Here is a 22917-nt window from a genome sequence, read left to right on the forward strand (position 1 = left end):
TTAGGATATTCTTTCAATTTAGACCAATCTGACTCAACAGTTTAATGTTATTGTTCAAATACTCATATTGGTATAGGACCCCGTCGCCTACCATAATTAAATGACTGTCGAGAGGAATCACATCAAAGGTGACAATATCCTCAAAATGGTTCAATTCCTGAAGATCATGGATATCGGTTTTATCGTAGACCTTCAACCCTGAAGCTCCATCACAAACAAAAAGTTTTTCGTCCTTGATACCCAAACCATATGGGCCATCCAAAGGATAGGATTCTGCAAGTACAGGACTTTCTATATTGGTCAAGTCCACAATGAACAGCCCGCTTTCCGTTGCGCCACACCAGTTACCGCCTCGTAAGGTCACATAAGCATAATCACCATCGACCACAACGGGATCACAGGCCGTTCCATGTTCAAATTCTGAAACCAATGTTGGAGTAGCTGGCGAAGTAATGTCATAAATGTACATACCCCTCATACTGCCCAAAAACAAATAGTTGCCTTGATTGAAAATGGTCTCGATGTCAAATCCAGCATACACATCTTCCAAATCTTGGGGATTGTCCAAATTGGAAATGTCAAAAACGTTTATATTGTGACTGTCCACAGCATATAAATATTGATCCACAATCTTGAAGCGGGCCAACGAGCCCCCTTGCCCGGTGCCACTATCGGAAGACTCAGCGGCTGCCAAACCATCCATCAGCACAAAACCACCGTTTCTTTGTTCCACTTCAGACTTTAATCTTCTTTCGGTTGTGGTCTCCCAACCTACTACTATCTCGGTATCATAGTCATAATCCTCATACTCGAACAAGTCAGCCTCCATGGGAAAGAACACGTTGTTGTACAATACATCCTCCAATCGATTTACTAACTGTATATTATCGATATTGGAAATATCGAGTACTACCAAATCCATCATGCTGTCCGCAAATAGGTAATCATTCTTTATGGAGATATCGATGTTCCCGGGAATATTGATAAACCCGACCTTTACAGGCTGTTGGGGATTGCTATTGTTGATGACATGGATGCCACGGTATTTGTCGTTGATGAAGATATAGTTCCCATAGGCATATACCTTTCCTGATTCTTCAATGGGTTTGGGGGCAATGATGGTGACACTGGCATCAAATTCAGCCTTGCTCATGACCAATGGCCTGGCCACAATATATTCGGCATACCTATCATCCGAATCATCATTGGTACAGGAAAGAAACAACAGAAAGTTTAAAGAAAATAAAAGCAGAATAGTCTTTTTCATAGTAGTTTGTGTTTTAACCACATAGATGGAAATTCCTTAAAAAGTTGCGCCAAACGCACCCCAAAATTTAGGTATCCATAGATAGGCCTATGGCCTCCTTATATATGAAATAGGCAGGCACCTTGCTAAACATGGCCGTGAACAGCACACCTACAAAACATAGCAGTATGCCCAATTGGGCAATAATAGAGGTTACAAATACTAATAGAAAAATGATGAGCCAATTTTTATTGCCCAAGGCAAAACCGGCCTTCACAATTTCCGCTGATGTCAATTCCTTATCAAAAGCAAAAAAAGCAGGGAACAACGACATGGGAACCATCAAATAAATAATGCCCAATCCACAGGCCAGCATACCCAAGAAAGATAGGCTAATCATTAAGACGGAAAGTAAAAGTGCTTTTACCACATACTCCTTTTTGAAATAGAAAAAATAATCCTCCTTGCCCATTTCATTCAAATCGTATTTTCGGCATATCCTTAAAAATGCAGCATTCAAGCACAAAGTAATAGTCATGGAAAAAATAATAAATACGGGCATGACCAATAGCATGACACCTGACATTGCCGCGGACACATCATCATAATCCATCATTTCTGGATCCGTTATGCCCATGGCCACCATAGGACCATACATGATAAAGTAGAAGGGAACCATAGCAACCAAGGTTATCATAACAGTGATGAAACCTTGTAACCATACTTTTTTGAACAATTCGATGGAATTGTTGAACACGCGACCAAAATCGACCGGAACACTTTGGTCTATTCGCTTAGAAATATTGATGTAGTCCATGTTGGTTGTGGTTATGATTCTGTCCTCAAGATACCATTAACCCCCCATTCCTCAATATAATCTTAAAAAATACTGCCATATTGTCACTAAAATGGAATAAGCACTATCTTTGCACCCCATTGAAGCAATATGATCAAGGACGAAAGCGTAGAGAAAATAATAGACGAGAGCCAACAGGGAACTCCATTGGCACTTCAACATAATGATAAAAACACCCGCAAGCTTTACATTGAAAGTTATGGGTGCCAGATGAATTTTTCCGATAGCGAGATCGTGGCCTCCATCTTAGCCAAGGAAGGTTTCAATACCACTCAACTCTTGGAAGAAGCCGATTTGGTTCTGGTAAACACCTGTTCCATTCGCGAAAAGGCGGAACAGACCGTGCGCAAGCGTTTGGAAAAGTTTAACGCTGTTAAAAAAATCAACCCAGGGATGAAAGTGGGCGTATTGGGCTGTATGGCCGAGCGCTTGAAAAACAAGTTCTTGGAAGAGGAAAAAATTGTGGACATGGTCGTTGGCCCCGATGCCTACAAAGACCTGCCTAACCTGATCCAAGAAATTGATGAAGGCCGAAACGCCGTGAACGTGATTCTCTCCAAGGACGAAACCTATGGCGATGTGGCCCCTGTTCGTTTGAATAGCAATGGCGTAACCGCATTTGTTTCCATCACCCGAGGTTGCGACAATATGTGTACCTTTTGCGTAGTCCCCTTCACCCGTGGCCGCGAACGTAGCCGTGACCCACAATCCATTTTGGAGGAAGTGAACGACCTTTGGGAAAGAGGTTTCAAGGAAGTGACCCTTTTGGGTCAGAATGTGGACAGTTACCTTTGGTATGGTGGCGGACTAAAAAAAGACTTTGAAAAAGCCTCCGAAATACAGAAGGCCACTTCCGTGAACTTTGCCAAACTATTGGAAATGGTGGCAGAGGCACAGCCCAAAATGCGAATCCGGTTCTCTACCTCTAACCCACAGGACATGACCTTGGATGTGATCGAGAGCATGGCCAAATACGACAACATCTGTAAATACATCCATTTGCCCGTTCAAAGCGGCAGCAATAGAATTTTGAAGGAGATGAACCGTCTTCACACCCGTGAGGAATATTTTGAACTGATCGACAACATCAGAAAAATGATTCCCGACTGTGCCATTAGCCAAGACATGATTACCGGTTTCCCAACGGAGACCGAGGAGGATCATCAAGATACCTTGAGTTTGATGGAATATGTGAAATACGATTTCGGTTTTATGTTTGCTTATTCTGAAAGACCTGGAACCTTGGCGGAACGAAAAATGGAAGACGATGTTCCCGAAGAAACCAAGAAAAGACGCCTTCGTGAAATCATCGACCTGCAACAAAAGCACGGTCTCTTCCGCACCCAGGAACATGTAGGGAGGGTTGAAGAAGTACTTATCGAAGGACCTTCCAAAAAATCCGATGCCCATTGGATGGGCCGGAATTCGCAGAACACCGTAGTGGTATTTCCCAAGGAACAATACCAAGTGGGCGATTTTGTCAACGTAAAGATCAATGAATGTACTTCGGCCACCTTGATCGGTGAGGCAGTGGGGTACTCAAAAAATAATTAACCACTTTTTGTTTCCCCGAATAGTTGCTTCGACTACGCTCAGCAACCAATTGGGACTCAAAAAAGAAAAGACTCCTGCAGATGCAGGCATCATAGAAAATGGAAAGTGTACAATCCATAAAACAACGGTTCGAGCTCATCGGTAACGATGTAAAACTCAACCGGGCCATAGAAAAAGCCATTCAAGTGGCACCAACGGACATCTCGGTTTTGGTGACCGGGGAAAGTGGTGTGGGAAAAGAATCCATTCCCAAGATCATCCATTCTCTTTCGCACCGAAAACATGCCAAATATATTGCCGTAAACTGCGGAGCCATTCCCGAAGGAACCATCGACAGTGAGCTTTTCGGACACGAAAAGGGGGCCTTTACCGGGGCCACCCAAACCAGAAGCGGTTATTTTGAAGTGGCCGACGGCGGTACCATCTTTTTGGACGAGGTAGGAGAACTACCCCTTACCACACAGGTACGTTTGCTCCGTGTGTTGGAAAACGGGGAATTCCTAAAAGTAGGTTCTTCGCAAGTGCAGAAGACCGATGTCCGCATTGTGGCCGCGACCAACATCAACATGTTCGAGGCTATAAAAAAGGAGAAATTCAGGGAAGATCTTTATTATAGGTTGAGTACTGTGGAAATCCATATTCCTCCTTTACGGGAAAGACGTGAGGACATCCATTTGTTGTTCCGTAAATTCGCTTCGGATTTTGGCCAGAAATACAAGATGCCCACCATCCGGTTAGAAGATGATGCCGTGCATTTGTTGTTGAAATATCATTGGCCCGGGAACATCAGACAGTTGCGGAACATTGCCGAACAAATCTCGGTATTGGAAGAGAACCGTACCATTTCCGCAGCCACTTTGAACAGTTACCTACCCGATGCCGCAGGCTCCAATTTACCTGCCGTGGTCGGTCAACCTAAAAAGGAAAGCGATTTCAGCAACGAACGGGAAATTTTATACAAGGTTCTTTTCGATATGAAAAGTGACTTGAACGACCTAAAAAAACTGACCTTGGAATTGTTGAAGGACAACGACACCTCTAAAGTGCAGAAGGAAAATGAAAACCTGATCCGCAAAATCTATGGAAGCCATGAAGAGGAAGAAGACATTGATCTTGAAGAAAATGTAGCAACAGAAGTTTTAGGGCTTCCCGAACCGGTAATGGAGGCCACGTCCGCAGCCCCTGCCATGCAGCCCCAAGAGGACCGCTACCATTTTGCCGAAGAAATCCAAGAAGAAGAAACCTTATCTTTACAGGAGAAGGAAATCGAATTGATCAAAAAATCCTTGGAACGCAATCGCGGTAAAAGAAAAGCGGCAGCGGCAGAACTGGGCATTTCGGAGAGAACCCTTTACCGAAAAATAAAACAATACGATCTTTGATCTTCGATTAAAATGATTGCAAAGCATATGAGCATACAAAATGGGTTTAGGGTAGCAGTATTGGGCTTGACATTATTTCTTTCCGGTTGCGGGGCCTACAATTTTTCGGGAGCGGATGTTGGCGAAGCCAAGACCTTTCAGGTTAACTTTTTCCAAAATTACGCGGACCAAACCCCCGGCTCCACTATTGTACCAGGTTTGGATAGGGATTTTACCTTATCCCTTCAAGATATGATCAATAACTTGACCAGCCTTTCCCTTACAGGTAGTAACGGTGATTTGGTCTATGAAGGCGAAATTGTAGAATACAAAGTAATTCCGATGACTGCAACATCGGACCAGAGAACCTCTCAGAACAGGCTTACCATGAGTGTGAACGTTCGATTTTTCAACACCAAAAAACCGGACAACGATTTTGAACGAAGGTTCTCCTTCTTTTACGATTTTGATGCCGCCGCATCGCTGACCTCCATTCAGTCCGCGGCACATGAAGAGATTTTTGAACGACTGACACAGGATATTTTCAACGCATCCCTGGGCAATTGGTAACCTTATTATGAACGTTTCGGATTTTATACATATTCTTCAGAACTCCAATACCATCCTTTCCCCAAAACAAACACGGGAACTGGAAGATATGATAGAGGAATATCCCTATTTTCAAGCCGCTAGGGCCTTGCACTTGAAAGGGTTGAAAAATCTGGACAGCTACAAATACAACAATGCACTAAAGGTTACCGCGGCATACACCACGGATCGCGATGTACTTTTTGATTATATCACTTCCACCGAATTTGTCCAAAACAATATAGCAGATGCCATTGTAGGCAGGGGCTCCAAATTGGAAGACCAAAAGGCCATATCGGAAGAGATTGAACCCAATCCGCTTGCGGAAAGCATGCTCGTGGAATCCGATGAACCTGCCTTACCGCAAAACCTTCAGGATGCCGAACAGATCTTGAATCCAGAACTATTCAGGACCAGGCCAAAGGAAGAGCCTGTTGTCCCAGTTGAAAAAGAGAAAACTTCCAAACCGGAAAAGGAACTGAACCTGGGCAAGCCCATTCCCTTCACCAAAAAAGAAAAACACTCGTTCACCGAATGGCTACAGCTTACTTCCAAAACCGAAGACCCAGAACCTGAGGAAGATGTGATGGAAGAACTGGAGCGGAAGAAGAAATTCGAGCTTTTGGACAGATTTATCGAAAACAACCCAAAGATCGTACCCGCCGAAAATATGAACCCGAAAGTCAACATAAAAGAGTCCACGAAGTTCGATAAAAATGAACTCATGACCGAGACATTGGCCAAGGTGTATTTGGAGCAGAAAAAATATAAAAAGGCAATACAAGCCTTTAAAATATTGAGTTTGAAATATCCAGAAAAAAGTGGTTTCTTTGCAGACCAAATTCAGGCGGTGAAGAAGCTGCAGAACGAAAAAGAGTAAAATAAAGAAATGAGCACGTTTACAATTTTTTTGATATTGATCATTATCGTGTGCCTTTTATTGGTGTTGGTCATCATGGTCCAAAACCCTAAAGGTGGTGGTTTATCCTCTTCATTTGGAGGAGGTGGAACCCAAGTTGTGGGCGGTGTAAAGAAGACAAGTGACTTTTTGGACAAAAGTACCTGGACCCTTGCCACCCTGTTGATTGTGTTGATCTTGCTTTCCAATGTTTCCTTAAAAGGAAATTACGGCAATGCAGATTCCAAGCTGTTGCAGGGCGATGACATTGAAACGGTCCCAGAGACAGTTCCTGAAGAAGTACCAGAACAACTTCCACCTGCCGGTAACACCAATCCAACGGATACCATCGGAGGATAATTTGAAGTGACAAAGTATAGCAAAATGCCAGCTTGAATGACAAGCTGGCATTTTTGTTCTACAGAATGTCAGTTTTTGCGCATTGGCACAATTTCTGTCCAATTGATTCGAGAATTTTTAAATCAAATACCTAAAAATTAATAATATGGCTAAAGTAAATATCAAACCATTGGCAGACAGGGTGCTAATCGAGCCGCTACAGGCCGAGACCAAGACTGCCTCAGGTATCATCATTCCTGACAACGCAAAGGAAAAACCGCAAAAAGGAACCGTAGTGGCCGTTGGCCCTGGCACCAAAGATGAAAAGGTGACCGTTAAGGTCGGTGATACCGTGCTTTATGGAAAATATGCGGGAACCGAACTTAAATTGGACGGTACCGACTATTTGATGATGCGAGAGAGTGATATTTTGGCAATTGTTTAATCAGAAAAAATCAACTAAAGAGACATGGCAAAAGATATTAAGTTTGACATAGATGCACGTGATGGCCTGAAAAGAGGCGTTGACAAATTGGCCGAGGCCGTTAAAGTAACCTTGGGCCCTAAAGGTAGAAACGTCATCATCAGCAAAGCTTTCGGCGCACCCCAAGTAACCAAGGATGGTGTTTCCGTGGCAAAAGAAATTGAATTGGAAGACGCCCTTGAGAACATGGGTGCACAAATGGTAAAGGAAGTAGCTTCCAAGACCAACGACCAAGCCGGTGACGGTACCACTACCGCAACCGTTTTGGCACAGGCCATTGTAAAAGAAGGTCTTAAAAACGTTGCCGCAGGGGCAAATCCAATGGATTTGAAACGCGGTATCGACAAGGCTGTTGAAGCTTTGGTAGTGGATTTGGAAAAACAGGCCAAAAAAGTAGGCAACGATTCCGATAAAATCAAGCAAGTGGCCTCTATCTCTTCCAACAACGATGAGACCATAGGTGATTTGATCGCGACCGCTTTTACCAAAGTTGGTAAAGAAGGTGTAATCACTGTGGAAGAAGCCAAAGGTACTGATACCTATGTGGATGTGGTTGAAGGAATGCAGTTCGATCGTGGATACCTTTCTCCATACTTCGTGACAGATACAGACAAAATGGTTGCCGATTTGGATAATCCATTTATCCTTCTTTTCGATAAAAAAATCTCCAACCTTCAGGAAATCCTTCCTATTCTTGAGCCTGTGGCCCAATCAGGAAGACCTTTGTTGATTGTTGCCGAAGATGTGGAAGGTCAAGCCTTGGCCACTTTGGTAGTGAACAAATTGAGAGGTGGACTTAAAATTGCTGCTGTAAAAGCTCCTGGTTTTGGAGACAGAAGAAAGGCCATGTTGGAAGACATCGCCATTTTGACCGGTGGTACCGTAATCTCTGAAGAAAGAGGATTCTCTTTGGAAAATGCTTCTTTGGATATGTTGGGTACTGCTGAAACCGTTACCATCGATAAGGACAATACCACAATCGTAAACGGTTCAGGTAAACCTTCTGACATTAAGGCAAGGGTAAACCAAATCAAGGCTCAAATCGAGACTACAACTTCAGATTACGACAAGGAGAAATTGCAAGAGCGTTTGGCCAAATTGGCCGGTGGTGTTGCCGTTCTTTATGTTGGTGCCGCTTCTGAAGTGGAAATGAAGGAGAAAAAAGACCGTGTGGACGATGCTTTGCACGCTACCCGTGCCGCCGTTGAGGAAGGTATCGTAGCTGGTGGTGGTGTTGCTTTGGTAAGGGCCAAAAAAGTCCTAGAAAAATTGACTACCGACTCTTTGGACGAGACCACAGGAGTGCAGATCGTGGCAAAAGCCATTGAGGCTCCTTTGCGTACCATCGTAGAAAACGCTGGTGGTGAAGGTTCTGTAGTAATTTCTAAAGTATTGGAAGGCAAAAAGGACTTCGGTTACGATGCCAAATCCGATAAGTATGTGGATATGCTTCAGGCCGGTATCATCGATCCCAAGAAAGTGACCCGTATCGCTTTGGAAAACGCCGCTTCTGTTGCAGGTATGATCTTGACCACGGAGTGTGCCTTGACCGACATCAAAGAAGATGCTCCTGCAGGACCTCCAATGGGTGGCGGTATGCCAGGAATGATGTAATGCCCAAAGGCATTTGTATAAAAATAGGACGCCCTGACTTTCATCAGGGCGTTTTTCTTTTGCTTTAGTAGGAGGTCCATTCCTTGGACCCAAATACCAAGTTACTTTTTCTTACCAGTAGCTTGGGTAGTCTTCTTAGCAGCTGGTTTAACAGCTTTTGCAGGAGATGACTTTCCAGTTGACTTCGCTTGTTTCATGAGTCAATAAATTAAAAACTATAGTAAATGTATTTCAGTTTTGAATCCGAAAATTTTTATTGGCTAAATATTAACTAAAATCCTTTCCGAAATCAAAAATAATTGAGCTCAACTATTTGTATTTCAATAAATTAATTTATCGTAGAAACAACACTCCCACACGTGAGCATGGCATCACCGTAGTAGGGGTTTCGAATCTCCTTTTCAAGGCTCAACCAATTGGCTCCCTTGTTGTTATCGGCCATAGGGCAATGCTGCACATATAGTTTTTTATCCATTCCCTTCATTTGACTGCCTACCAAGATCATGTTTTCGGATAGCGCAACAAATGCTTCACGCTGTGTCTCAATTGTTGCTCCATTGGCCATTGCACCAAACTGTTCTTCAATCTTCAATACATGTGATCGGCCCATGGCATCCATTTCTTTGGAAGTCAATTCCCTTGCTTGCTTAGTACCTGTTTCTGCCAATTGCCTCACCTTTTGCTGGTCAGATGCCACCAGGGCATCTTTCAATTGCAAATAATTGTCCAAAAGTCCGTCAAATGTTTGTTGTGCCGCCTTGGAAAAATCCATTTTCATCCCCATGGCTCCATGTCCTTCATGTCCTGTCATGCTCATTTCTCCTTTGGGGTTCATCATCGATTTTTTGCCCTGCAATTGAGCGGCGGCATCCACAGTGAATGTTCCCTTCGCCACCACTTCTTCACCTGAGTTCAACCCTGAATGGACTTGATAATTACCCTCCATCAAATTGCCGAGTTCTACCTCCCTGAGTTCAAAAACAGATTCGGTTGGATTTGGTTTAACATAGACTACCGAACGTTTGCCTGTCCAGAGCACTGCACTTTCCGGAACGGTCAGCATTTCCATGGCGCTCTTATTTGCAACATCAATCTTACCCTGCACAAACATGCCAGGTTTTAGAAGTCCCTTTTTATTATCGAGTTCGGCACGGACTTTCACCGTTCTTGTGGCATTGTTCAGAAGGGGGTCCACAAAAGATATGGTCGCACCAAAGGTTTCATTGGGATAGGCGTTGGTGGTTACCTCCATCGACTGTCCTTTCTTGAAGAGGGACAACTGGCTTTCATAGGCGTCAAAAATGGCCCAAACCGAATTAAGATTGGCCACTTTCACCAATGGCATACCGGTCTTTACATAGTCTCCTTCTTCCACCATAATGGAGGACACTACACCCGAAACATTGGCATACACCGGAAAATTCTCCACTACTTGGCCCGAAGATTCAATTTTATCTATCTGCGAATCGGACAACTTCCACAATTTAAGTTTGTTGCGAACAGCTAGGTACAGTTGTGGTTGAGATGATTTCAACCCAGAGGCGGTCAGCAGTTCCTGCTGCGCCGATACCAATTGAGGGGAATAGATGGTGGCCAATTTTTGACCTTTGCGCACTTCTTCTCCTTCAAAATTAATGTTCAGCTTCTCAATTCTTCCATCAAAATAAGCCGATTGGACCGCATCCGATTCTTGGTTCACCGCTACTTTTCCAGATAGTTTTACCTGGTCCGTATCTGTGGCACCAGAACCAATCACTACCGTTTCCACTCCCGCCAAGGCAATGGCATTGTCCGTCATTTTGATTTGATTTTGGGTCAAACCCTCCCCTGTGGAATCCGCCGGAATCAAATCCATACCACAAATAGGACAACTACCTGGTTCAGGTTGCATAATTTGGGGATGCATGGAACAGGTCCACATCTGCCCCGAAGCCATTTCGGCATCATGATCGTGGTCGGGCTCTGGTTTTGTTTCTGAGCTACTTCCAAAAATGAGGTATCCCAAGATCAGTCCTACGACCACTGCGATCCCTACGTTCAATAGATTTCTATTTTTCATGCCAATTATTTTTTGCGTTGTACCCATTTCCGCGCTGTTGGTGATGATGTGAACCATAACAAAAATCCACTCAACACGGTAATCAATCCCAAAAGGGAAAATGCGCGCAGAACGATATTATTGATATCGTCCCTTCCTTCGTAATCCATGGTATGGGTCATCCAAAGAAAATCGAACCATCGCCAGTTGCGGTGCCTGATGGTCTGGAATGCCCCATCGGCAACGGAAACGTAGGCCTTGATATTTTCGGGGGAATCATAAGTGATGACATAGGCCGGCAATTTTTTCTCGCGGTACTCATGTTGCTTGTCGGTTTCGGTCAATAGGTTGATATCCTTTACTTTCATGTGATGTGCCATCCGGTCTTTGGCCACAGCTAAGGCATCGTCTTGGGTAATGCCTTCCTTTAGTTCGCCACTTTTGGCATCCACCAAAAATTCATTGTTGATCCAATAATACGGTTGGCCTGCTATTTCCTTCAAACTCACCGAACTGATCTTGGATGGCAAATTGATTTGGGAAAGACCTATCAACCCATCAAAAGCCATAGGTTCATGATGCATATTTCGGAAATGGTCGCCATGGATCTCGTCGATATCGGTCCAACTGAAATAAAGTCCACTTGCTGTCCACAAGATAAATTGGATGCCTAAAAACAGTCCCAAATATCTGTGGGCCTTTCGAATCTTAATTGCCGTACTGCGTTTTACCATTATGTATTAGTCGATTGATCTTGTTCTTAACCTCAAAGCGTTCGTAATTACCGAAACCGAGCTGAAACTCATGGCCAGTGCCGCAATCATGGGTGAAAGCAAAATCCCAAAAATGGGATAGAGCACCCCTGCTGCCACAGGAACCCCGATGGTATTGTACACTAAGGCAAAGAAGAGGTTTTGTTTGATGTTTTTCATTACAGCTTCACTTAGGTTTCTGGCTTTCACAATACCGTGTAAATCTCCTTTTACCAAGGTAATCATGGCGCTTTCTATGGCCACATCGGTTCCAGTGCCCATGGCAATACCCAAGTCGCTTTTGGCCAATGCCGGTGCATCGTTGATACCATCCCCTGCCATGGCCACCACTTTTCCTTCGGATTGCAGACGTTCCACTTCCTTCATTTTATCCTCTGGAAGTGTTTCGGCCTTAAAATCATCCAAGTTTAGTTCCTTGGCCACCGCTTTGGCAGTATTTGCATTGTCACCCGTGAGCATGATTACAGAAATACCCTTGTCCTGTATTGCCTTGATGGCTTTGGCACTGGTTTTCTTTATCTTGTCACCAATGGAGACATAGCCTTGACAAACCCCGTCTATGGCAAGATAGGAAACCGTCAGTCCCTGTTCCTGGGATTTTTTCACCTCTTCCTTCATGGAATTGGAAATGTCCACTTTTGCCTTTTCCATCAACTTTAAATTGCCGAGATGGACTTCCGTATCCTTTATTTTACCTTCAACACCCATACCCGATACAACATTGAAGTGTTCGGTCTTCAGAATTTCAATATTGTTTTCCTTTCCGAATTGAACGGTTGCCTGGGCCAAGGGATGCTCGCTATTGGCATTCACCGAGACCACGTATTGCAACAGTTGTTCAGAAGAATAGGCATCGCCAAAAGTTCCCAAATGATCAAAAGTGGGTTTCCCTTCGGTTATGGTTCCTGTTTTGTCCACAATGAGGGTATCTACCTTTGCCATTTTCTCCAAAGCCTCGGCATTTTTGATCAATACGCCATTTTGGGCTCCCTTACCAACTCCGACCATAACAGACATTGGCGTTGCCAATCCCAAAGCACATGGACAGGCAATGATCAGCACCGCAATGGCGTTGATCAAGGCGAAAACATAGGGCGGTTGCGGCCCAAAAATGGCCCATACCGCAAAGGTGATGACGGAAATGATTACCACGGTAGGCACAAAATAGGCCGATACCCTATCCGCTAAATTTTGGATGGGTGCCCTACTGCGACTAGCATCGTTCACCATGTTTATGATTTGGGAAAGCAAGGTATCACTGCCCACTTTTTCGGCCTTCATCAAAAAGGATTGGTTCCCGTTGATGGTCCCGCTACTTACTTTGTCGTCCACTGCTTTTTCTACAGGGATGGGTTCACCGGTAATCATGGATTCGTCGACAGAGGTTTCCCCTTCGGTAATGACTCCGTCCACCGGAATTTTTTCACCTGGTTTCACTCTTAGGATATCCCCTAATTCAATTTCATCGATATGTACTTCTTTTTCCTCACCATTAACCACCTTGGTGGCCTTGTTGGGAGCCAGTTTCAACAATTCCTTGACCGCGTTGCTCGTTTTACTGTGCGCTCTCGCTTCCAATAATTGTCCTAGAAGCACCAAGGTAAGAATGACCGTGGTCGCCTCAAAATACACATGCACCGCACCGGACTCATCCTTGAATTGGTCAGGGAAAACATCGGGGAACAACAACCCTAGCACACTGAACACAAATGCCACCCCTGCTCCCAATCCGATCAGGGTGAACATGTTCAGATTCCAGGTCTTTATACTCCGGTAAGCACGTTCAAAAAACATCCAGGTAGCATAAAAAACCACGGGTAACGAAAGGACAAATTGTACCCAGTTCCAATAGGTTGGAGATAAAACCCGATACAAAGGATTATTGGGGATCATATCGCTCATCGCGATCAAAAAGATGGGCAAGGTGAAGCCAACGGCCAACCAAAACTTTTTCAGGAGCTTTTGATAGGTCTTTTCTTCAGCACTTGTTTCTGGCTTCATGGGTACTAGGTCCATTCCACAGATGGGGCAGGAACCGGGCCCATCCTTAACCACTTCGGGGTGCATGGGGCAGGTCCATTTTTCCCCGGACGACTTTGACAGATTTTGTTCCTCCACCAGATCCATTCCGCAGACCGGACAATCGCCCGGTTTGTCGTAGGTCTTGTCCCCCTCACAACGCATGGGACAGTAATAAGTGCCTGTACCTTCTTGTTTTGGTTGTTCTTTCTCCTTTTTTTGCTCATGATGATGGTGACCTGGCATGTGAATGCTATACCTGCCCCCATCTTGTTCCAATGCCTTTTCAAATGTTTCAATGGGAATATGCTCCTTCATCTCAATTACGGCTTCGGCCTTTTCCAAGTTCACCACAACCGTGTCCACCCCCTTCACTTTGGAAAGGGTTTCCTCAACATGGTTTCTACATCCATTGCAGCTCATTCCGTGTATGTGATAGGTATGCTTCATCTTCTTATTTTTTTTCAAAACTAAAGGATCGACATTCGGAGGTCTTTTACAATTTTGGGTTTCTTTTATACAATTTGATCCAACGATCTCCTATCCCAATCCTGTATATTTCTATATTCTGTCATGGACATTCCAGTGATTGCTTTGAACTGTTTTGCCAAATGACTGCTACTTTTATAGTTCAGGTCATAGGCAATTTCTGAAAATGTTTTGTTGTCCATCTGGATTTCCTCCTTCACTTTTTCCATCTTTAGAAGGATAAAATACTTTTCAATAGTCAATCCTTCTTTCGCACTGAACATTTTGCTGAGCACCGAGTACTCCTTGTTCATCTTTTCCGAAAGGTATGTCGAGAGATTCTGTGTAATCCCATTTTCAACGGCTCCAATCAAATGCTTTTTGATGTCTACCATGATGGTTTCATTCAAATCGTCAATCAATTCAAAGCCATTTTGATTCAGAATCTCCCGAATACGCTCCTTCTTGTCTTCGGTCCCATCTGCAAATAGGATTTCTCCCAGATCAATCTGCTCCACCACAATGCCTGCCTTCTGAAATTCATTTTTCAGAACGCTCTTACATCTGTCACATACCATATTTTTGACCTTGATGCGCATCACTTTGGGCTCATGGGACCAAAAGGTCATTTAATTTTCGGCCTGAACCTCCTTGTAATCCTCGTTCAAAACGTAGGTCATGCCACATACAGGGCATTTTCCTTCAGTGTCACCGCCACTTCCTTCGCAATGCATTGGGCACACATATTTGGAGGTATATTCCTTACCTTGTTTGTCTGCAGTTCCCATTTCTCCCATGTTATGGTCTTTATGATCCATACTATCCATGTCATGATCCTTGTGGTCCATATCATGGTCCATGGTCTCTTCCGTTGTAGCCTCATTGCTTTCTGCAGTTTTTCCTTTGCATGATACGGTAAGTACCAACACTGATGCAAATGCAATTCCGATAATTGTTCTGATGTTTGTTCTCATGTGATATATAAATTTACTTGTTAATTAGATAATTGATGATGGCAGACTGCATATAGTACAGCTGCGTAGATTGAATTTGATTGGTCTGGAACTTTAATTGTAGTTCTTGAATGTCCAGCACATCATTGAAATTAATGGTGCCCGTCTCATAATTTTTAATCAAGATTTCTTCTGCATCCTTGGCCTGTTCCAAATTTTTGGATTGGGTCTCAAATGCTATTCTAGCTTCATTGCGCTGCGAAATGGCTTTGGCATAGGTGTTCTCCAATACATTCAGCCGTTCCTCCTTCTGCAATTCGATTTCCTTTTGGCGCAATTGGTTCTGCTTGGTCACCGATTTGAATTTGTTGTTGAAAATGGGAATGGAAAAAGTGACCATGGGCATTAAAATGTCCTTTCCATTATCACTCATCATCATATCCGTGCGTTCTGAAACTGGGATATAGTCCAACCCGATTCCAAAACTCGGGGCATTTTCCTTTTGGTTGACCAATTCTGATTGGGCCACCGATTGGAACAATTGGTCGTACTTGAGCAGTTCGGGGTTCATGGACAACCCTTCCTTCCCCAAAATAGGGTCTTCGGACGGTATCTGCATGTCGCTCACCACTTCCACACCGATACTTTCGTCACGGTTGAGCAAATTGTTGAATACCGCTTGTTCCGCTAAATATTGTTGATCTAAAATTTGGCGTTGTTGCTGCAGTTCGTTTTGGCGTATCTGCAGTTTCAACACATCTACGGCTGAAGCTTTCCCAACCTCAACCGAAGTAAGTGCCAATTTTTCATAGGTTTTCAATAATGCTATGTTTTCCTCAAGCACTGTTTTTTTCGCCTGAATGCCGTACAACACATAATAGGATTGCGCCAATGACAGTGCCAGTTTGCGTTTGGCAATCACAATTTCGGTGTATTCTGCATCTGCCATGGAACCGGCATAATTTTCACGTGCCGTTATGGTCCCGAACCAAGGAAGCATTTGGGAAACCGAAAAACGGGCCCTTTGCGCTCCAACTCGGGTTTCGGGTTCGCTTACAAAATAACCTGCCCCAAAGGTGGTATTCGGCAAGGTGTTCACTTCGTTCACTTTTTCCTCTGCAATGTTATATCTGAGTTCCATTGCCTGGATCACAGGGTTGTTCTGTTCCGCTTGTTGCAAATACGATTCAAGCGTCTGGGCTTTGGCACTAAAGGCCAATACTGCTATCAAAAGGAATAGGAGTTTCTTTTTCATCGACTTTGCATTTTAAATTGCATTTCTCTTTTCCAACTATATAATACCGGCACTACAAAAAGGGTGATCAATGCGATCAACATACCCCCAAAACTTGGGATGGCCATGGGGATCATGATATCGCTTCCCCTACCGGTACTTGTCAAAACGGGTAGAAGTGCCAAAATGGTGGTTGCCGTCGTCATCAAACAAGGCCTGATCCGTTTTTTCCCAGCTTCAAGGACGGAGGCCCGAATGCCTTTTAACGTTTCAGGACTGTTCTTATCAAAGGTTTGGGTCAAGTATGTGGCCATGACCACTCCGTCATCGGTAGCAATTCCGAATAGAGCAATAAACCCGACCCAGACAGCCACACTTAAATTGATGGTATGCATTTGAAAAAGGTCCCTTAGATTTTCTCCCATAAAGCTGAAGTTCAGGAACCAATCCTGCCCATAAAGCCAAATCATCATGAAACCACCTGCAAAAGCCACGGCTATCCCTGAAAAAACCATCAGAGAGGTAGCCACCGATCTAAACTGAAAATACAGGATTAGGAAGATGATCAACAATGCTAACGGCACTACAACCGACAAGGTTTTCTTGGCCCTCAATTGGTTTTCGTAGGTACCGGTAAACTTATAACTGATGCCCTTGGGAACCACCAATTCTCCGCTTTCGATTTTCTCAAGAATCTTGGCTTGGGCATTTTCAACCACATCCACTTCGGCAAAACCATCTTGCTTATCAAATAGAACGTAGCCTACCAAAAAGGTATCCTCGCTTTTAATGACCTGAGGTCCCTGTTCATATTTAATCGTCACCAATTCACTCAATGGAACCGGATTTCCTTTGGTCACGGGCACATAGATGTTCCCAATATCGGTAGGATTCTCCCGCAATTCCCTTGGGTAACGGACACGGACTCCATAACGTTCCCTGCCTTCCACAGTTTGGGTGAGCGACATACCTCCGATGGCCACCTCAAGAACCTGTTGCACATCTTCGATCACCAATCCGTATCGTACCAATTTTTCACGATCGATATTGATCATCAAATAAGGTTTTCCTACAATCCTATCGGCAAAAACAGCTTCATCCTTTACCCCTAGTGCTTCCTTCAATATGGGTTCCAATTGAAGGCCAAAATTTTCGATTTCCTTCAAATCTTGCCCTTTAACCTTGATGCCCATTGGGGCCCTCATTCCAGTTTGAAGCATGACCAAGCGGGTTTCAATGGGTTGTAGCTTTGGCGCAGAGGTCACTCCCGGCAACTTGGTGACCCGAACAATTTCTTTCCAGATATCATCCGGACTCTTGATTTCAGGTCGCCAGTTCCTAAAGTATTCCCCATCGGCATCAGGGATCAAAAGTGCCCTATCGATTTTGAGTGGTTCCGCAACATGGGAATCCACGTAGTTTTCTTCTTGGGTTACTTCCAAATTTGGATTGGCGGCGAACTTGCCATTTTCTAGTTCGAAGTATCCATCCTTGTTCACCTTAAATCGTTGTGGACTACCCATTTCGTTCTTCTGGTATTCTGATCGGTATTGAATAATATTTTCATACATGGAAAGTGGGGCGGGATCCAATGCGGATTCGGTCCTTCCCGATTTACCCACAACCATTTCAATTTCGGGGATGGTAGCCACGGCCATATCCAATTGTTGCAATACCCTTTTGTTTTCCTCCACTCCTGCATGGGGCAATGATGTGGGCATCAACAAGAAGGAACCTTCATTGAGTGAAGGCATAAATTCCTGACCCGTGTTGCGCATGATCATAACACCGAAAACCACAATAACCGTGGGGATGGAGAGAAACACCAACTTGTTTTCCAAGGCCCAAGTCAAAATGCGACTGTAATAGCTTCTGAAAAGATAAAAACCACCCAAGAGCACACCACAAATCAGTGCCACAAAAATCAGGTTGATGGCAATGCTCCTGTCAAAGCCCAAAGGTCTCCAATAGGTAGCCAAAAGAGAGACAATGGTGGCAATACTGATGCCAACATTGAGCATGTTCCATTGTTTTCTGTTGATAACATCCTTCAACATCAAAATCCCAGAAACCCCAAATGCAATCAACACCAATCCCAACCAATACCCAAAAATGATGGCCATCAACCCCAAGGCAATCAGCAAACCGTTCCATATTTGTTTAAAAATGGATTTACGGTTGCTCTTCCTGAAAATCATGGCAGCAAATGGAGGTATGAGAAAGAGGGCCACAATGATGGAGGCCGTTAACGCCATAGTCTTGGTAAAGGCAAGTGGTCGGAACAGTTTCCCTTCAGCTCCCACCATGGTGAAAACAGGGATAAAACTGATGATGGTGGTGAGTACGGCGGTTACAATGGCTCCTGAAACCTCAGAAGTGGCATTGTAGACCACCTCGTTAATGGATAAATTATCTTCGTTCTCATCCATGTGCCGAATGATGTTTTCGGACAAGATCACACCCACATCTACCATGGTGCCAATGGCAATGGCAATCCCGGATAGCGCTACAATATTGGCATCTACTCCAAAATATTTCATCGCAATAAAGACCATGAGTACCGCAACAGGTAAGAGTCCGGAAATCAATACCGATGCCCTAAGGTTGAACACCATGACCACGATGACCAAAATGGTAATCAGAATTTCCAGGGTGAGGGCCTCGTTCAAAGTACCCAAGGTTTCTTGAATGAGTTCCGTACGATCATAAAAGGGTACAATGGTCAATTGGGAGGTGGTACCATCTTTCAATTGTTTTGATGGCAGCCCAGCACTCAATTCCTTGATCTTTTCCTTCACATTGTTGATGACCTCCAAAGGATTGGCTCCATATCTGGCAACCACTACCCCACCGGCCACTTCGGCTCCTTCTTTGTCCAAAATACCTCTTCTTACTGCTGGCCCCAAGGAAACATGGGCCACGTCCTTCACACGAATGGCCGTATAATCAGTGGCTGTAACCACAGCGTTCTTGATGTCATCCAAAGATTTGATGTATCCCAAACCGCGGACCAAATATTCTGCTTTGTTGATCTCCAAGGTTTGGGCGCCAATGTCGCGATTGCTTTGCTTTACGGCCTTTACCACTTGATCCAATCCCACCTTGTATTGTTTCATCAACTCAGGGTTCACATCAACCTGATATTCCTGAACAAATCCACCAATGGAAGCCACTTCAGACACCCCGGAAGCTGAGGAAAGTGCATATTTTACATAATAATCCTGAACACTGCGCAGTTCCTGCAAATCCCAACCCCCCGTTACATTGCCATCCTTATCACGACCTTCCAATGTATACCAAAAAATTTGTCCTAATGCTGTGGCATCGGGGCCCAAAGCAGGATTTACGCCATCCGGTAAAAGGTTGTTAGGGAGTGAATTCAGTTTCTCCAGGATGCGACTTCGGCTCCAATAGAATTCCACCTCTTCATCAAAAATGATATAGATGCTCGAAAACCCGAACATGGATGAACTTCTAATGGTTTTAACTCCGGGAATCCCCAATAAGGAGGTGGTCAAAGGATAGGTAATTTGGTCCTCAATGTCTTGGGGTGAACGGCCTGGCCATTTGGTGAAAACGATCTGCTGGTTTTCGCCAATATCCGGAATGGCATCAACCGCAACGGGATCACTCGGCAAAAAACCGGTTTCCCAATGGAAAGGGGTATTCACGGTTCCCCAGCCCAAAAAGAGCACAAGCAGCAAAATGGCCACCAGTTTGTTTTCGATTAGAAATTTGATGCTTTTGTTCAGCATAAAAATTTGATTTAGACAATAGATCGAGTGAAAAAAGCGCATAAACGCACTAGCCCGACCAAAAGGATCGGGATTGAATCAATCTATGTTAAATCAAATAAGGAAAGTCTGGTCCAGAACCTGTACATCCCGTATTAAGGGTGGCGGGTTGTACTCACTAAAATGATTGGGTTCCTTTTCATCTACTTCAACAAAATGGAAATAGGTATGCACAAAGCTTACAATGAAGAACTGTTGGTTCAGACTAAAATCGTCAAAGGTGATTTTCAGGTCATGTTGCCCCTGAACCGTAAAGGATTCATCATCACAACAGGATTTTTCCATATCCTTGCCCATCCCGCAGTCATCCGCATGGGAAAACAGGGCAACATCCATCACCCGGCCCATACAAATATGTTTGTCCACCGTCCACGAAACGGTAGAGGCCAACACCAAAATGGCCATTAGGGAGGATAGGAATTGATGGAAAATCTGCTTCATTTGACTACAAAACTACAAAATATCAGCATTTATTGCTTTGCTTAACAGAAGTTTATGCCGGAATCAGGTAATTTTCAAATCATTTGTCGAACAAAATCCCAATTCAATACATTTGCAAAAAAGAATGCCATGCTTACATCTTTGGAACCCGAAGTACTAAAAATTCTTGCCAATACATCCCAATCCATTGAAACCCGTTTGGGTGAAATCTGCGAATTGTTGCGCAGCAATGTTTCATATTATGATTGGGTAGGGTTTTATTTCAAAAATGGCAACAAAGAGGAATTGAAATTGGGACCCTATGCCGGTGCGCCCACTGATCATACCATTATTCCCTTTGGAAAAGGTATCTGCGGTCAAGTGGCCGTGAGCAACCAGAATTTTGTGGTACCCGATGTGGCAGCCCAGGATAACTACATTGCCTGCAGCATAACCGTTAAAGCAGAGATTGTGGTGCCTCTTTTTGTGAATGGTGAAAATGTGGGACAAATCGATATTGATTCCAACACCCCAGATCCATTCACGGAGGCCGATGAACGCTTTTTGGAATTCGTGAACCGCGAAGTGGCCAAAATTCTGTAAAACTTCTACTATTTTGTTGATAAACCGTTCTGCTTTTTCGTGACAAAAGGGGTAATTTTGTGCGCTTAATAAATTGATTCTAAGACACAGAAGATGACTGCCAAAAAAGCCTCCGCCGCATTGATTTCCGTATTCCATAAAGATGGTCTGGAACCCATCGTTAAAAAACTGGACCAACTTGGGGTTACCCTTTATTCTACAGGGGGAACCGAGACCTTTATCCGTGATTTGGGTATTGATGTGGTTCCGGTCGAGGACGTGACCAGCTACCCTTCCATTTTAGGCGGACGTGTAAAGACGCTTCACCCGAAAGTTTTTGGTGGGATTTTGAACAGGCAGGACAATGAGAGTGATGTGGCCCAAATGAAGGAATTCGATATTCCGCAATTGGACATTGTGATCGTGGATCTTTATCCCTTCGAAAAAACAGTGGCCAGTGGGGCATCCGAGCAGGACATCATCGAAAAAATAGATATCGGGGGTATTTCCCTGATCAGGGCTGCCGCCAAAAACTTCAAGGACGTACTTTGCGTTTCCTCCATGGAAGATTACGCAGAGTTTTTGGAAATCATTTCCAAAGGAAATGGCGCCACCACTTTGGAAGAACGCAAGCGATTTGCCGCCAAGGCATTCAATGTTTCTTCACATTATGACACTGCCATTTTCAACTATTTCAACAAGGACCAAGAAGAAGCCGTGTTGAAAATCAGTGAAACCAAAGGTCAAGTATTGCGATATGGTGAAAACCCACACCAGAAAGGGTATTTCTTCGGTGATTTTGAGGCCATGTTCACCAAATTGCATGGCAAGGAGCTTTCATACAACAACCTTTTGGATGTGGATGCCGCGGTAAACCTCATCGGCGAATTCAAAAATGACGATCCAACTTTTGCCATCCTAAAACACAACAATGCCTGTGGTTTGGCTACGCGAAGCACCATCAAACAAGCTTATGTGGATGCCTTGGCAGGAGATCCCGTTTCTGCGTTTGGAGGTATTTTGATTTCCAATGTTGAAATTGATAAGCCTACTGCGGAAGAAATCCACGACCTTTTTTGTGAAGTGGTCATTGCTCCCAGTTATTCCGACGAGGCATTGGAAATTTTGAAAGGCAAAAAGAACAGGATTATTTTGGTCCAGAATGAAATACAGCTTCCCGAAACTTTGGTTCGCACTTGTTTGAACGGTGTTTTGGTTCAAGACAAGGATTCCAAAACTGATGCCAAGGAAGACTTGACCCCAGTAACGGATAAAAAACCGACCGCTGAAGAAATCGAAGACCTATTGTTCGCTTCCAAATTGTGCAAACACACCAAGAGCAACACCATTGTATTGGCCAAAAACAAACAGTTGTGTGCCAGTGGAACCGGACAGACTTCAAGGGTGGATGCATTGAACCAAGCCATCCATAAGGCACAATCCTTCAATTTTGATCTTAATGGTGCCGTTATGGCCAGTGATGCCTTCTTCCCATTCCCTGATTGTGTGGAGATTGCGGACAATGCAGGTATTAAAAGTGTGATCCAACCGGGGGGGTCCATCAAGGACCAATTGAGCATTGATTATTGCAATGAAAATGGAATGGCCATGGTGATGACAGGTACTAGACATTTTAAACATTAATTTTAGTACTTTAGCCGATAATTTTTACCGTTAATCCGAAAATAGACGCTTT

General features: G+C 44.0%; 19 protein-coding genes. 9 read left to right on the forward strand and 10 right to left on the reverse strand.

Going from position 1 to position 22917, the window contains the following annotated elements:
* Positions 1–13: 13 nt before the first annotated feature.
* A complete protein-coding gene (locus tag D2U88_RS09205; RefSeq protein ID WP_119640072.1) occupies positions 14–1267 on the reverse strand; it encodes an LVIVD repeat-containing protein in 1254 nt (417 codons plus the stop codon).
* Between the two features lie 67 nt (positions 1268–1334).
* Positions 1335–2063, reverse strand: a complete 729-nt coding sequence (locus D2U88_RS09210) for a hypothetical protein (RefSeq protein WP_119640074.1) — start codon at positions 2061–2063, stop codon at positions 1335–1337.
* 129 nt (positions 2064–2192) lie between these two features.
* Here D2U88_RS09210 and miaB point away from each other — a divergent pair, with 129 nt between their 5' ends.
* The 7 genes from miaB (at position 2193) to groL (ending at position 8940) form a co-directional block, all read left to right on the forward strand.
* Entirely contained in the window at positions 2193–3656 is a 1464-nt protein-coding gene (miaB, locus tag D2U88_RS09215; protein WP_119640076.1) for a tRNA (N6-isopentenyl adenosine(37)-C2)-methylthiotransferase MiaB, read from the forward strand.
* Between the two features lie 98 nt (positions 3657–3754).
* Positions 3755–5038, forward strand: a complete 1284-nt coding sequence (locus tag D2U88_RS09220; protein WP_119640078.1) for a sigma-54 interaction domain-containing protein — start codon at positions 3755–3757, stop codon at positions 5036–5038.
* A 27-nt stretch (positions 5039–5065) separates the two neighbouring features.
* Positions 5066–5587: an LptE family protein gene (locus tag D2U88_RS09225; protein WP_119640636.1), complete on the forward strand. Its 522-nt coding sequence runs from the start codon at positions 5066–5068 to the stop codon at positions 5585–5587.
* Between the two features lie 7 nt (positions 5588–5594).
* Entirely contained in the window at positions 5595–6485 is an 891-nt protein-coding gene (locus D2U88_RS09230) for a hypothetical protein (protein WP_119640080.1), read from the forward strand.
* 9 nt (positions 6486–6494) lie between these two features.
* Positions 6495–6863, forward strand: coding sequence for a preprotein translocase subunit SecG (gene secG, locus D2U88_RS09235; protein WP_119640082.1), 369 nt, complete (start codon positions 6495–6497; stop codon positions 6861–6863).
* Positions 6864–7008: 145 nt separating this feature from the next.
* Complete coding sequence (locus tag D2U88_RS09240; RefSeq protein WP_119640084.1) at positions 7009–7287, forward strand: co-chaperone GroES; 279 nt, start codon at positions 7009–7011, stop codon at positions 7285–7287.
* A gap of 24 nt (positions 7288–7311) precedes the next feature.
* Entirely contained in the window at positions 7312–8940 is a 1629-nt protein-coding gene (gene groL, locus D2U88_RS09245; RefSeq protein WP_119640086.1) for a chaperonin GroEL, read from the forward strand.
* A 328-nt stretch (positions 8941–9268) separates the two neighbouring features.
* Here groL and D2U88_RS09250 read toward each other — a convergent pair whose 3' ends face one another.
* The 8 genes from D2U88_RS09250 to D2U88_RS09285 all read right to left on the reverse strand — a co-directional run bounded on the left by D2U88_RS09250 (position 9269) and on the right by D2U88_RS09285 (position 20660).
* Positions 9269–10999, reverse strand: coding sequence for an efflux RND transporter periplasmic adaptor subunit (locus D2U88_RS09250; RefSeq protein ID WP_119640637.1), 1731 nt, complete (start codon positions 10997–10999; stop codon positions 9269–9271).
* Between the two features lie 5 nt (positions 11000–11004).
* Positions 11005–11712 (reverse strand): PepSY domain-containing protein, encoded by a 708-nt coding sequence (locus D2U88_RS09255; protein WP_119640089.1) that lies wholly within the window; start codon positions 11710–11712, stop codon positions 11005–11007.
* A 6-nt stretch (positions 11713–11718) separates the two neighbouring features.
* A complete protein-coding gene (locus D2U88_RS09260; protein ID WP_119640092.1) occupies positions 11719–14220 on the reverse strand; it encodes a heavy metal translocating P-type ATPase in 2502 nt (833 codons plus the stop codon).
* 65 nt (positions 14221–14285) lie between these two features.
* Complete coding sequence (locus D2U88_RS09265; RefSeq protein WP_235855765.1) at positions 14286–14867, reverse strand: helix-turn-helix domain-containing protein; 582 nt, start codon at positions 14865–14867, stop codon at positions 14286–14288.
* Positions 14868–15212, reverse strand: coding sequence for a heavy metal-binding domain-containing protein (locus D2U88_RS09270; protein WP_119640094.1), 345 nt, complete (start codon positions 15210–15212; stop codon positions 14868–14870).
* Between the two features lie 13 nt (positions 15213–15225).
* On the reverse strand, positions 15226–16446 hold the full coding sequence (locus D2U88_RS09275) for a TolC family protein (protein ID WP_119640096.1): 1221 nt from the start codon (positions 16444–16446) through the stop codon (positions 15226–15228).
* Positions 16443–20180, reverse strand: a complete 3738-nt coding sequence (locus D2U88_RS09280) for an efflux RND transporter permease subunit (RefSeq protein WP_119640099.1) — start codon at positions 20178–20180, stop codon at positions 16443–16445. Before D2U88_RS09280 ends, D2U88_RS09275 begins: the two co-directional genes overlap by 4 nt.
* A 93-nt stretch (positions 20181–20273) precedes the next feature.
* Positions 20274–20660 carry an HYC_CC_PP family protein gene (locus D2U88_RS09285; protein ID WP_235855766.1) on the reverse strand — a complete coding sequence of 129 codons (387 nt, stop codon included), beginning with the start codon at positions 20658–20660 and terminating at the stop codon, positions 20274–20276.
* 129 nt (positions 20661–20789) lie between these two features.
* Between D2U88_RS09285 and D2U88_RS09290 the strand changes: the two genes are divergently transcribed.
* Together D2U88_RS09290 and purH are read left to right on the forward strand one after the other, a co-directional pair.
* On the forward strand, positions 20790–21242 hold the full coding sequence (locus D2U88_RS09290; RefSeq protein ID WP_119640640.1) for a GAF domain-containing protein: 453 nt from the start codon (positions 20790–20792) through the stop codon (positions 21240–21242).
* A gap of 93 nt (positions 21243–21335) precedes the next feature.
* Entirely contained in the window at positions 21336–22865 is a 1530-nt protein-coding gene (purH, locus tag D2U88_RS09295; protein ID WP_119640102.1) for a bifunctional phosphoribosylaminoimidazolecarboxamide formyltransferase/IMP cyclohydrolase, read from the forward strand.
* The last annotated feature ends 52 nt before the right edge of the window (positions 22866–22917 follow it).

The organism is Flagellimonas aequoris (assembly GCF_003584165.1).
GTDB lineage: Bacteria > Bacteroidota > Bacteroidia > Flavobacteriales > Flavobacteriaceae > Flagellimonas > Flagellimonas aequoris.